The sequence below is a fragment of the Streptococcus mitis genome (assembly GCF_023109515.1).
GTDB classification, from domain to species: Bacteria; Bacillota; Bacilli; order Lactobacillales; family Streptococcaceae; genus Streptococcus; species Streptococcus mitis_CS.
The window spans coordinates 38915-49951 of the sequence record NZ_JALDUM010000005.1 but is presented as its reverse complement, the minus strand read 5'-3'; the positions used below and the strand labels follow the sequence as shown (position 1 = coordinate 49951).

16 protein-coding genes and 1 pseudogene are annotated in these 11037 nt (G+C 41.2%); all 17 read right to left on the bottom strand.

What is annotated here, in order from left to right:
- Nucleotides 1–1648 (bottom strand): annotated as a pseudogene (locus tag M1G05_RS09350) (hypothetical protein); the annotation flags it as partial.
- 4 nt (nucleotides 1649–1652) lie between these two features.
- Nucleotides 1653–2003: a DUF6711 family protein gene (locus tag M1G05_RS09345; RefSeq protein ID WP_247953619.1), complete on the bottom strand. Its 351-nt coding sequence runs from the start codon at nucleotides 2001–2003 to the stop codon at nucleotides 1653–1655.
- An 8-nt stretch (nucleotides 2004–2011) separates the two neighbouring features.
- Nucleotides 2012–5572: a phage tail protein gene (locus M1G05_RS09340; protein WP_247953618.1), complete on the bottom strand. Its 3561-nt coding sequence runs from the start codon at nucleotides 5570–5572 to the stop codon at nucleotides 2012–2014.
- Nucleotides 5559–5909, bottom strand: coding sequence for a hypothetical protein (locus M1G05_RS09335; RefSeq protein WP_247953617.1), 351 nt, complete (start codon nucleotides 5907–5909; stop codon nucleotides 5559–5561). Before M1G05_RS09335 ends, M1G05_RS09340 begins: the two co-directional genes overlap by 14 nt.
- Before the next feature lie 38 nt (nucleotides 5910–5947).
- The gene (locus tag M1G05_RS09330; protein WP_084887171.1) at nucleotides 5948–6328 is read right to left on the bottom strand and encodes a DUF6096 family protein; all 381 of its coding nucleotides are present in this window, start codon (nucleotides 6326–6328) and stop codon (nucleotides 5948–5950) included.
- 4 nt (nucleotides 6329–6332) lie between these two features.
- The gene (locus M1G05_RS09325) at nucleotides 6333–6746 is read right to left on the bottom strand and encodes a phage tail tube protein (protein ID WP_049515339.1); all 414 of its coding nucleotides are present in this window, start codon (nucleotides 6744–6746) and stop codon (nucleotides 6333–6335) included.
- A gap of 2 nt (nucleotides 6747–6748) precedes the next feature.
- Entirely contained in the window at nucleotides 6749–7117 is a 369-nt protein-coding gene (locus tag M1G05_RS09320) for a hypothetical protein (protein ID WP_247953616.1), read from the bottom strand.
- Complete coding sequence (locus M1G05_RS09315; protein WP_247953615.1) at nucleotides 7117–7626, bottom strand: HK97-gp10 family putative phage morphogenesis protein; 510 nt, start codon at nucleotides 7624–7626, stop codon at nucleotides 7117–7119. The genes M1G05_RS09320 and M1G05_RS09315 overlap by 1 nt, the downstream gene beginning before the upstream one ends.
- The gene (locus tag M1G05_RS09310; protein WP_000478943.1) at nucleotides 7601–7939 is read right to left on the bottom strand and encodes a hypothetical protein; all 339 of its coding nucleotides are present in this window, start codon (nucleotides 7937–7939) and stop codon (nucleotides 7601–7603) included. The genes M1G05_RS09315 and M1G05_RS09310 overlap by 26 nt, the downstream gene beginning before the upstream one ends.
- Complete coding sequence (locus tag M1G05_RS10080) at nucleotides 7920–8231, bottom strand: phage head-tail connector protein (RefSeq protein WP_084887167.1); 312 nt, start codon at nucleotides 8229–8231, stop codon at nucleotides 7920–7922. Before M1G05_RS10080 ends, M1G05_RS09310 begins: the two co-directional genes overlap by 20 nt.
- Before the next feature lies 1 nt (nucleotide 8232).
- Entirely contained in the window at nucleotides 8233–8421 is a 189-nt protein-coding gene (locus tag M1G05_RS09305; protein ID WP_247953614.1) for a hypothetical protein, read from the bottom strand.
- On the bottom strand, nucleotides 8411–8593 hold the full coding sequence (locus M1G05_RS09300) for a Rho termination factor N-terminal domain-containing protein (RefSeq protein ID WP_201058209.1): 183 nt from the start codon (nucleotides 8591–8593) through the stop codon (nucleotides 8411–8413). The genes M1G05_RS09305 and M1G05_RS09300 overlap by 11 nt, the downstream gene beginning before the upstream one ends.
- Before the next feature lie 11 nt (nucleotides 8594–8604).
- Nucleotides 8605–9447, bottom strand: coding sequence for a N4-gp56 family major capsid protein (locus M1G05_RS09295; RefSeq protein WP_247953613.1), 843 nt, complete (start codon nucleotides 9445–9447; stop codon nucleotides 8605–8607).
- Nucleotides 9448–9452: 5 nt separating this feature from the next.
- Nucleotides 9453–10037: a DUF4355 domain-containing protein gene (locus tag M1G05_RS09290; protein ID WP_247953612.1), complete on the bottom strand. Its 585-nt coding sequence runs from the start codon at nucleotides 10035–10037 to the stop codon at nucleotides 9453–9455.
- Between the two features lie 133 nt (nucleotides 10038–10170).
- Nucleotides 10171–10383, bottom strand: coding sequence for a crAss001_48 related protein (locus M1G05_RS09285; RefSeq protein WP_084887156.1), 213 nt, complete (start codon nucleotides 10381–10383; stop codon nucleotides 10171–10173).
- A gap of 201 nt (nucleotides 10384–10584) precedes the next feature.
- Nucleotides 10585–10848: a hypothetical protein gene (locus tag M1G05_RS09280; protein WP_084887154.1), complete on the bottom strand. Its 264-nt coding sequence runs from the start codon at nucleotides 10846–10848 to the stop codon at nucleotides 10585–10587.
- Between the two features lie 18 nt (nucleotides 10849–10866).
- A complete protein-coding gene (locus M1G05_RS09275) occupies nucleotides 10867–11034 on the bottom strand; it encodes a hypothetical protein (protein WP_158086134.1) in 168 nt (55 codons plus the stop codon).
- Between the last annotated feature and the right edge of the window lie 3 nt (nucleotides 11035–11037).

Here is an 11037-nt window from a genome sequence, read left to right as displayed (position 1 = left end):
CTGAGAAAGTCAGACGATAGGCACCGTAGTAGACCGCTAAGACCTGCTCCTCTTTTTGGACAAGGTCTTTGTCAATCGCTGGCATAACCGAATTAGCAGGCGCAAGATGAACGTGGCCACCATAAAATGTAGGCTTATTCACTACCACAGTCACATCTGTTTTGCCGTAAGGTGTACAGGTAGCTGACCAGCTTATAACGTATTTCTTACCAATTTCAAAACCCTCTCCATTATGACCGACCTCAACAAAATCCGTTCCATAACTAATTTTCTTGGCTGTTCCACCGTTCAAACGGTTCTTGTTGTACTGGGTATTTCCGTCACCACCAATTAGGCTCGCATTGACCCTTGCAGTCTCACTGACCTGCTCCAGTTTCTTACTCAGTTCAGCAATTGAGTCCGCACCACTCATCAACTCTTCACGGATTAGCTTCACGAACCCAGGACGCTCTTTCTCCATTTCTTCATGGATCTTGGTTTCCATTTCTTCAGCATTTGCTTTGTATTTTTCAATTGCATCATCAATCGCTTTTTTATGCTTTTCAAACTCTGCTTCAAAGGCTGCATCTGCTGCGTCTATCTGCGCTTGGATTTTTGCTTCAATGCCATCTTGTTGCTTAATCTGCTTGGTAATCGTCCCCTCGTAAGAATACTGAGTATCGTTTCCAGCTTTACTATCTGCGCTGATGCGACCTCTTAAACCGCCTTTAAACGTAAAGCTCTGGCTTAACACGGGCACTTTAAAGGTTTCTTTCTTATTGGTCTGAATGGTTACCCACTGCCCAACCTCAAGCAGTAAATGCCCTTGGTAGTTGAGATTATAAGGATAGTAAGTCAGGTTTTTCAGTTTGTAATACAGGTCATTTAAAGCGCTCTGGGTCATGAAGACATTATCCAGTTCCAAAGACCGACCGGTCTTCATACCGACCGTCAGAGACTTCTTATCTGTCTTACAAGTGATACCAGCTATCTGATACTCAATCTCACTCTTGGTTAAACCATGCAGAAAGTAACTATCTGCGTTGATCGTGATATTTGACTCAGTTAAATCACGGATTTCCATCTTACCTTCTCGGTTAAAAAAACAAGACATCCCAATCATCTGAGTCATAGCGCTCAGCATATCCCTAAAGGAAAGTTTCTTGCCCTCAGGAACTTGCTCAATATGATAACGCATAGCACTGATTCCGAAATAGTCATTCGCTAACTCAATGCCTGTTTTCAGGCAGATTTCCTGAATAACCTCTCGGACTTCAGCTGGAAAATGCAAGTCCGTCACATACTCACGATTGAGCTTAAACATACCGTCCATAAGCTCAAGTGTGGTTGTGTTTCGGTTTCGGTCAATCTCAATATCGTTGATGAAGTATTCCCCCATCTTGACCCACTGATAGGTATTCCCAACCAGTAGACCAATCTCAGGGTGTAGGATATCCAGTTTATTGAACGTGGTAATGATACTGGTAAAGGTAATCTTACCGCTACCAGCACACGTTCCACCAGGCTTGTATGTATCGCCCTTGATGTAGCCATACTCAAAACCAGCCTCTTTGATATCCCGCGAAGTATAATCACCAACACGAATAGCCAGCGTCCTTTCCTTGGCAAACATGGCTCTGTCAAATTGTCGTCTAGTTAAAGCATCCATTTTCTTACCTCTCTACTAGATTAAACTTAGCGCCAGACCAAGGTTTTAACTTCTCAGTAAAGGTATAGCTAGGAGCTGTCCTATCACCAACATAGAAAGTCTTTGTGACTTGCCCATCCATGGGGTCTGGATAAGATACCTCAACAAATTTAGATGAAACAGCACTTAAAAGCTGACTCATTTCTTCTTGAGTCAGCATGCCCCATTCACAGTCTAGTTTGCGTTTGGTCGTGATACGGTCACGCACCATGTCTCCATTGGCGTTACGCCCTGTTTCTCCATCGATATCTTGAATACCGACCTGAAAAGATTTGGGAGGCTTCACAGCCACCCCATTGATTGTCAATTGTGCCATTTAACCTCCTAAATCTTGAGCAAGGTTTGACCTGCTCGTTCATGTTCCTTGTTGATTTCTTGGATTGCTACCCGTCCGAACTCATGGCCTGCTATTTGGATAACGATGTCGCCAGCCGGTAATGAATAACCTGTAGGTGCATTGTTAACAGGCATTCTTTCGGCCAATTTTTGAGCCAAGATAGAAATCCAACCTGTATTCCGTTCAAGAGGCATTACTGCTTCTTGACCAGCTTCACCGACCCCGATGATGCTAGGAGAGTTGAATACACCACCTCGTGCATACCAATCTACAGAGAATGATGGAATTCTAGGAGGCATCAAACTAAAGCTACCAGATATATCAAAGTGAGGGAGTTTGATTTTTGGCAAGCTCCAATCAAAGTTAAAGAAGCTTTTTAGTTTATCGATACCACTTTTAACGATGTTTTTGGCATTATCCATTGCATCATTAAACAGATTCTTAAACCAGTTGGGGATTTCTTTCAAGGCATCTTGCATGTCTTTCCATCTATCGCCAAACCATGAACCGATTTTTTGGAAAGGATTCTGAGTTTTCTCTTTTGCACTCTCAAATTTCTCGCCAAACCATGTATCAGCTTCTTTTACTCCATCTTTGATATCATTCCAACGGTCACCGAACCAAGAGCCAACTTTTTCAAAAGCTGAGTTCACTTTATCCCTACCAGATTGGAATTTATCGCCAAGCCAAGTGTTTGCTTCAGCAAGCGCGTCTTTAGATTCGTTCCAACGGTCACCGAACCATGAACCCAACTTGCTAAATGTATTGCTTATTGCATCCCAGCCTTGCTTGAATTTATCACCTAACCAAGTATTTGCATCTGAAAGGGCATTGGTAACATCAGTCCATTTTTCTCCAAACCAAGAGCCTAAGTTGCCAAATATATTTCCAATAGCGTCCCAGCCCTCTTGAAATTTTTCTCCCAGCCATGAGCCAATCTCTGCTAACGCATTTGTCACATCCGCCCATCTATCACCAAACCATGAACCTAGATTACTGAAGATGTTAACGATAGCGTCCCATGCACCCTGGAACTTTTCTCCAAACCAAGACCCGATACCAGAAAAGATAGCTACAATTGCGTCCCAAATACTTTTGAATATTGCGACAACAACGTCCCAAAGAAGTTTCAATACACCAGATACAAGATCAATAATGCCACTAAATACGCTAACTACTATATCTTTTAATCCGCCAAATATACTCAAAAATCCTTCTTTGATTTTTTCGCCATCTCCAGTTAAAAGTCCTGTAAGTACATCAAATACCCCTTTGATGATATCAGCAATACCACCAATCACATCAGAGATAGTGTTAAATAAAACACGCCAAACTTCTCCTATGTATTCAATTGCAGGGGCTAGCACAACCGTTAACTTTTCTACAATAAAGGAAATGACTGGGCCGAAAACTTCATTTATCGCTTTAGAAAAGTCGGCAAAACTTCCAATCATGCCACCTATTTTTTCTAAAGCTGGTTCAATATGGTTTTTGATTGTATCGGCGAAACCGTGTCCTATCTTTTCAAGAACAGGTTGAATATTATCATTCCACCCATTAACAAAAGCACCAACTACATCTGACATCAAGGCAGAACTTGATTCAAACAAAGGTTTTATATGCTCATCATATACTTGATTAACACTTTCAAAAAGCTTCTTCATAGAGCTTGATAAAGCTTGAGCAATAGGCTCTACAGCTTTAAAAAGACCCGTAAACATTTCTGTTATGCCAGCCTGATTTTCGGTGATAGTCTCTTCAATAGCACCGATAATATCTCTTGTGTATTTAGCGGTGACTTCTTGCACGCCCATAAAAGCGTATGTAAAGGCGCTGATTAACCCTGCGCCCATATTTGTAGCAGGTTCACTTGTAATTGAATCATAGAAGATTTGTCCGATACTCTGGGCAATATTTCCGACGCTTTCAACGATTTCCCCACCGATATCAAACATACGGATTAACCATGCTTTGATATCTAGCTTCGTTTCATTAAGTGATTTATTCAGACTTTCAGCGATAAAGACGGCAATACCCATGATTACGTTAGCGAGAGCGCCTGTTGTTTGTCCCAAAGCAAAAGCTAGTTTTTCTCCAAACCTTGCTGCTGCTTGTAAAATCGTACCATCTTCAAAGATATCTTTAATAGATTGCCAGATACCTTGTAGTGCATTCTTTAATCTTTCAATACTATCCCATCTAAATGATAGAGAGAAACCTTTTTTAAATAAGTCCCAAAGTTTTTTTAGGTAGTCAAACAATCCTTTTAACTTATCTCCAAGACCATCGAAAATGCTCTTGAATTGGTTATCCATGTCGGTCAACTCGACTTCTGGCAAGATGTCTTTGAAAGGTCCGCCACCGCCTCCCTTTCCTTTACCACCTTTACCTCCGCCACCGCCTCCAGAACCGCCTGCGTCGTCGTCTTTTGGTTTTTGCAAGATATTAATCTCATCAAATCCCATTAGACCAAGCAATTCTTTAGCAGCCTTCTTAGCGTTTTTGGCTGAGTCTCCAAGATTATCAGCAAGTCCTCCTGCTGAATCTCCAGCGTCGTCCACTGCATCAGCAAGGTCTCCTGCTCCGCCTGCAGCATCTTTCATGGCATTACCCATGTCTCCAACTGCTCCACCGACACCATCTTTTACCGTAGCTTTCTTGTTAAACATTAAAGCAATAAACTCAGCGAGTTTAGCAGTAACATTCTTCAATACCATAGCAAAAGAGTTCAAGACAGGCATGATTGCATTGATAATCGGTAACATAGCATTACCCAAATTCAATGCACTATCTTTCATCAACGACTTAAATAAGCTGATACTTCCGTTGACTGAGTTGGATAAGGTATCTCCATACTTGGCTGTAGCCTGTTCCAGAATAGCCATAAGGCGGATTTGTTGCTGGGTTTGATAGTCTAATTGTTGCCAGCTCTGACCGTTTGCGAACTTCTTAAAGGCTTCAGTGGATTCAATCATAGCAACTCCAACGTTGATTCCTAGGTCCTCAATTGCTTCGGTGTTACCTAGTAAACCAGAGCGAATCCGCTCCATAACGTCTGTAATGCTACGCCCTGAACCTTCAGCAACAACTGCAGATGTTTGCAACATCTTAGCGGTATAAGCACTTAGCTTGTTAGTATCTTTGATAAATCCAGAAAATAGGTTTGAGTAGACTGCACCGTAGTTGGTCGCCTCACCCACACCCATATTCATAGCGTTAGCGTTATCGTTAACCCATTTTAAGAAAGATTGCGAACTCTCGCCCATCTGTCGCTTGATTTGGTTCATAGACGCTGATACTTCAAGAGCCGTCTGCGCTGAATACATCCCAACATCAAGCAATTTCTTACCAAGGATTGCAAAACCAGCGAACTTGGCTAGCTTACCAAACGCACTACCGATAGAATTCGACTGTTCACGAACTTTGGCAGTGGCATTTTTCACTTGGTCAGATGTTCCTTTGACCTGATTCTCGACTTCTTTCATCTTCTTCCTGAAAGGCGCTATCTCTGCGTCAATCATTACTTTTAATTCATCAAGCGTTGCCATTTAATTCCTCCTTTCTCTTGTGATTATGTCTTTCTGCAAATTCACGCATTCGTTCCTTATGCAGCAAAAACGCTTGTCTCTGTCGTTCCTGTTCTACCGCTTGCTGTTCTTCTACAAATAACTCAGGCGCATATTCCCAGAACTCAAAAACCTTGGCATCTTTGGATAACAATAAGGAAATGTGGTTGGATATCATCTGCGAAAGTCTATAAGATTCAATAATCTTCTCTTTACGCTCTTGGGTTTTGACACGGTTGTAGCTTTCTATCATTTCCCTGATTTCAAGCACCGTCAAATCCCAAAAATCAAGAGGCTTACCTCCGATGTCCAAAAACATAGGGTAAAGCCTCTCAATAATCTGCGTTACTGTTAAGATTACTCGACTACTGTCATTTTCTTCTTGGAAGTTTTCTTGTCCTTGCTTCCTCGTGGAGTAAAACCCGATACTTCAAAGAGTGGCATTAAAACCTCTGACATGAAGGTTGTTTGGTCTCCACCGTTGTCCACGTATTCATCGTATAGATTGTAGACATCCTCAAAGGAATACCCATGTTCATACTGCTGCAAGGCTCCATGAACTAACAACAACATAACTTTCAAAGGCGGTAAAGTGAATTCTTCACCAGCTTCAGGCATAAAAATCTTTAACAAGTTCATGCCGATTTTTTCTTCCACAGTTGCAGCTTGATGAGATGTCAAACGTAGCTTCAACTCTTTTTCATCAGTAACTTTCCAAGTTGTGTATTTTAACGCCATTTAATTAACCTCCAAGACCGTCTACAAATTCCAACTCTGACTGCAAAGCAATTTTAAGGGTAAACTCGATAACGGCATTGACACCGCCACCACCAAGCTTAACAGATACTTGACCTTCAAAATGAACTTTAGTGTTGTCTGGGTAAGTTTGTTCAAAGAAGAGTTTCGTCTTGTTGTCTGCCGCTTTACGCAATACGCGATAAGGTGCGGTTTCTCCGTCGTTCTTATAAGCGAATTTGTACTCCAATTCCCCTGCGTCGCCAATACCGAATTCATACTTTTTAACTTTGTCTTCAAGAGTAGTGTTCTCTACTTTTTCAGGCTCAATACCAAACTCTGGTACTTCTTTCAACCCAGCAAGTTTAGTATAAGTTCCTTTAGCTGTACCATAAGCTAACGTAATTCCATTTGCTAACATGTTTAATTCTCCATTCTAAATTGAAAAACAAGCTCTGAGTGTAAGTCAACGACACCTTCAAAACGCATGACCTTATGTCTCAAATGAGACGGATCTGGTACGTCTTGGCAGTCGGTTCTTCGCAAACCTAAAGACTCAAAAATCTGATTGATTTTAACAGCTAACTCACTAGTGCTAGTATCATCAAAAATATCCACCTTATAGCGGATAGAGGATTTCTGTTCCTGGTCATCGAACCATTCACCCGGCTTGTTCTGTTCTTCCAAAAAAATAACGATTGGGAAAGTCTCCCAATCGCTAGGATACGTATCAGTCACATTATCTGCGACCTTTTGCAATTCTTTGTAAATAACAGGCTTTATATTGATCATTATAATTGTTCTCTTATCTTTCTACGGACATAATTCGAAATATTCTTAGACACACGCTCTTGATTGTCTCTCAAAGCTGGATAAAGATAAGGCTGGGCAGGTTGACCATACATCTTGTAGAACTCCCCAATTTTTTGAAAATGGTAAGGTCCTACATCGATTTGGTCTTCATGCACATACCAAGGACTAGACCTGTAAGACACGCTAACCTCTGGGGAGATACCCGAATGGCTAGCTTGTCCTTTTGGTCCTGTTCCAAACTCAACATAAGGAGCGTAGTGCAGATTGGTGTAAACCTCTGCTATAGCCTTATCTCCGTCCATTTTGACCCTAGTTTTGATACTGTTTCTAAGTTCTCCATTGTTACCTGGCGCTAATCTCTTAGCGTCTGCTTGGACAATGGTTTTAGCTGCATGATGAACCGCTTTTGAAACAATATCTCGTTGTGTAACATCTGATAGCCTTCTGAACTTAGCTATAAGTCTATCTGCCCCTAGTAGCTCTGACACGCTCTAACTCCAAAACTTGATGATGTGTGTAGACCTTTTTAGAAATAACCCTGTGAGTCACTTCTGTCTGGCTATCGATACACACACCATCCTTTACTTTGATAGTAGCTGACTTGTTGGCGTTTGCGTTCAAAATATCATTGACACGCTCGCCATACAATTCAGATTGTAACTTGCTACTAGCTGGCCACAATTCAAGACGGACTGTCTCAGCTTCCTTGGCATATCCTTCTTTTGCGACACCTTCCTCTGTGACAGTCTTTTCAAAACGTCGCATTGGATAAGGTTTCAGTCTACTCTGCTTCAAAAACATGGCCTGCCACCCTTGCTAGTCTGTGCATGCGTATACGCTGTAAAAGACCCGTAGACAGGCCGTTTTCTCCGTAGACTACTGCTATACCGCCCTCGGTTCTAGAATGCTCTCCTTCCGCTCCTGAGCGGTTGTGGATCTCGATAGCAACCTCAGGTATTAAAAGACTTAAAGCAGGTGTCAAAGATGTGCGATTAGTCTCTGACAAGATAAGATTTGTAGCCCTCGTTTGGAGCAACATGAGAAGCTGAGTATCTTCTTCGCCTGTTAATTTCTTCAGCAACTCTATAGACATATCAATCCTCTTCTAAGAACTCAGGTTCAGGGAGGATTTCCTCAAGAACATCTGAGATAGTAACGCCATTGCTGGCAAAATTGTTAGCCAATTCAGCATAGCGTTTCTCAGTAATCTCAAGTTCCTCCCCTGTCAGTCGTTTCACGTTTGATTTCCAATCATAGAAATCTTGTTTGATTTTAAATTTCACTTTTTAAATCCTCCAACACCTCTACAATTTCGGCTTTTGATAACTTATAGGCCCCAGCTAAGCCAGCTTCTTTAGCTAGATTCTTCAACTCTTCTAGAGTCTTATTCTCTAAATCAGAATACTGGCTAGCTTGTTCCTCTTGGATATAATGACGTCGTAGCAATAAGCTCATATCATCACCTCTTACTCACCGAATTTTACAACTCGTGTAGGGTCGTATAGGTAAACACCATAGTGTTCATCACCGGTGATAACCGTTGTCTTTTTAATGATATCACGGTCTGTTTCGATAGCTACGTCACGTTTTAGCAAGATGACAAAAGCTCCATATTTGTTGGCGTCGTCTGTTTGAGTTTGGCTAGGAGACACTTTGACAAGGAAGCCTTTACCTTCTTCAACTTTTCTAGAGCGTACAATTTGCACACCAGCTGCTTCACCAAAGGTTCCAGAAACAACCATATCTGCGCCAAGTTCTGAACCTTTAGTCCATTCTTTTGCTACGTCAGTTTTTAGCTTGCTAGCATCTTTAGGATTGATAATAGCAACATATCGCGCATCTTCTTCGTCATCAAAAATTTCAAGGGCTTTATCAATAGTTGCAAGAGTTGTTGGAGCTTCTGAGACGTGCTGAGTTGCAGTTTTAGCAACTTCTACAAGGTCGTTATCAATCTTATTAGCAATAGCCAAACCAAGTTGGTAAGCCGCTTGACCTAGTGGGTCGCCATGAGCTGACAAAAGAGTTTCATCGGTAATTTCATAACCTTTACCAGCCTTTTTGATGGTCATAGTGGCCTTTTTAGTAGTCAATTGGTCTAGTGGAATGGCTTGACCTTCTCCGACCTCAGTCGCATCTCCTGCATACTCCCATGCTGGAACTGTTAGAGTGTTCCCTGGTTGTCCTTCAAGTTCTGTTTCCACATAGGCAAGTGGAGTGAATTTAATCAATTTAGGTAGTTTAGCGGAAACCATGTCCGCCATTACTTCTGGGTTAACCATAGTGGCTAATTTAGTTTGTCCTACTGTCATTTATTTTAACCTTTCAATTTCTTATAGAGTTCTGGGTTCTTTTGATAGAGTTCGTTTCGACTCTGATAACCCATACGAGCGAATTCTTCTTTTGTGATACCGTCGCTGTCAACTGGCGCTTGCTTCATTGGAGAGCTGCCTTTTAGCTTTTCTTGTACGCCTTTTTGCACGGCTTGTTCCCATGATTTCTGCAATACAGCGACAGATTCAGATACCGTCTCTGCGCTTGTCAAATCAACTACATTTACTAACTCAACAGGTAAGTCACGTTCACTTAACATTGCTTTAGCTTCTGCGGTCAATTCCTTGCGAGCAATAGCCTTTTCACGGTCAGCAAGTTCTTGCTCTCGCTGATCCAACTGATATTTCTGTTTCTCATCAGCATTCATCTTAGCAAGTTTCTTAGCTTCGTTCTCTTTGGCTTCTTGTTCAGCTTCCCATTTAGAGCGCTCGGCAGATAGCATCTTACCAATTTCAGCACGAGTGAAAGTTCGTTCGTGCTTTTCTTCCTGCACCGTATCAACATTTTCTTGAGTGTCGACAGTCTCAGTTGATTCAGTAGATACAGTTGCATTGATTTCTTCTGACATAATTGTCCTCCAGCGATTACGTCGCCACTCGATAATCTCGCTTTACGTCCGGCGACGGAACAGTACAGCTTTTAACGTCATCGGTACAGTTTGGACAATATAAAAACCGTACGGGATTCCATACGGTTAAGTTTTATAATTCGATTCCTTCGATTTCTGATCGAACTTCCATCCAGTATAAATACTGACCCATGGCGCACTTTTGATTTTTTAAAACTTCAATTGAGCATTTTGGCTCAAAATTGAGCGTACCAGCTTCGTATTTGATAACCATTTTATGTAATTTTGTATATTTATCCTTAAGCGCATTGTATTCATCGATAAAACGTCTTTGCCAATCTTCCATTTTTTCTATTCCTTTCTTCAATTCACTAATTTATAGTAATTTATAGCGGTTTATTCCTGCCAGTCAAGATGTCGGATCACCTACTTTCTATTTCTGAAACCTGTTAAAATCGCAAGAATAGTTCCTACAATTAAAACAAATAGCCAAAAGAATACCAACCACCCAAAGGCGATTGATACCCAATCCCAGATAAACATATCTTTACTCCTCTACTTCTTCGTAAGTTTCTGCAAAAATATCAGGCTTGCACGGATAAAATTCACCTTGAACTCCTTTAATGATATAATCCCCTTCAGTCGCAATCATCAAGCCTTCAAGCGTTTCGATTTTTAAAAGGGGATTGCTTAAATCAGCGTAGTCAATCCGTACTGGATCTAATCCAAAATCACATAGCTCATCTATAGCTTCTTCTGTATCTAAAAACTGTACAGCTTCAATCACTACTGGCTTCTTACGATATTTCATCTGCTTTGTCCCTTCCTTTTAAGTTTCTATAAGGATAACTTCGCAAGCTACCACTGAAATTCTTTTTACTTCAACATCACAATCAATAAAATCCTCGGGATAACCTCCTTCTAAATCTTTATCGTTGTGACAAACCGAGATACAGCATTCTTTATCAATTGTTTTACAAAGTTCTTTGACTTTCATTTT

What these genes read in the sequence shown, in the direction of transcription:
- M1G05_RS09325 (WP_049515339.1), bottom strand. Translation starts at nt 6,746, where the DNA reads ATGTTAGCAAATGGAATTACGTTAGCTTATGGTACAGCTAAAGGAACT.
- M1G05_RS09330 (WP_084887171.1), bottom strand. Translation starts at nt 6,328, where the DNA reads ATGGCGTTAAAATACACAACTTGGAAAGTTACTGATGAAAAAGAGTTG.
- M1G05_RS09320 (WP_247953616.1), bottom strand. Translation starts at nt 7,117, where the DNA reads ATGATCAATATAAAGCCTGTTATTTACAAAGAATTGCAAAAGGTCGCA.
- M1G05_RS09285 (WP_084887156.1), bottom strand. Translation starts at nt 10,383, where the DNA reads ATGGAAGATTGGCAAAGACGTTTTATCGATGAATACAATGCGCTTAAG.
- M1G05_RS09295 (WP_247953613.1), bottom strand. Translation starts at nt 9,447, where the DNA reads ATGACAGTAGGACAAACTAAATTAGCCACTATGGTTAACCCAGAAGTA.
- M1G05_RS09300 (WP_201058209.1), bottom strand. Translation starts at nt 8,593, where the DNA reads ATGAGCTTATTGCTACGACGTCATTATATCCAAGAGGAACAAGCTAGC.
- M1G05_RS09290 (WP_247953612.1), bottom strand. Translation starts at nt 10,037, where the DNA reads ATGTCAGAAGAAATCAATGCAACTGTATCTACTGAATCAACTGAGACT.
- M1G05_RS09275 (WP_158086134.1), bottom strand. Translation starts at nt 11,034, where the DNA reads ATGAAAGTCAAAGAACTTTGTAAAACAATTGATAAAGAATGCTGTATC.
- M1G05_RS09335 (WP_247953617.1), bottom strand. Translation starts at nt 5,909, where the DNA reads ATGTTTTTGGACATCGGAGGTAAGCCTCTTGATTTTTGGGATTTGACG.
- M1G05_RS10080 (WP_084887167.1), bottom strand. Translation starts at nt 8,231, where the DNA reads ATGTCTATAGAGTTGCTGAAGAAATTAACAGGCGAAGAAGATACTCAG.
- M1G05_RS09310 (WP_000478943.1), bottom strand. Translation starts at nt 7,939, where the DNA reads ATGTTTTTGAAGCAGAGTAGACTGAAACCTTATCCAATGCGACGTTTT.
- M1G05_RS09345 (WP_247953619.1), bottom strand. Translation starts at nt 2,003, where the DNA reads ATGGCACAATTGACAATCAATGGGGTGGCTGTGAAGCCTCCCAAATCT.
- M1G05_RS09340 (WP_247953618.1), bottom strand. Translation starts at nt 5,572, where the DNA reads ATGGCAACGCTTGATGAATTAAAAGTAATGATTGACGCAGAGATAGCG.
- M1G05_RS09280 (WP_084887154.1), bottom strand. Translation starts at nt 10,848, where the DNA reads ATGAAATATCGTAAGAAGCCAGTAGTGATTGAAGCTGTACAGTTTTTA.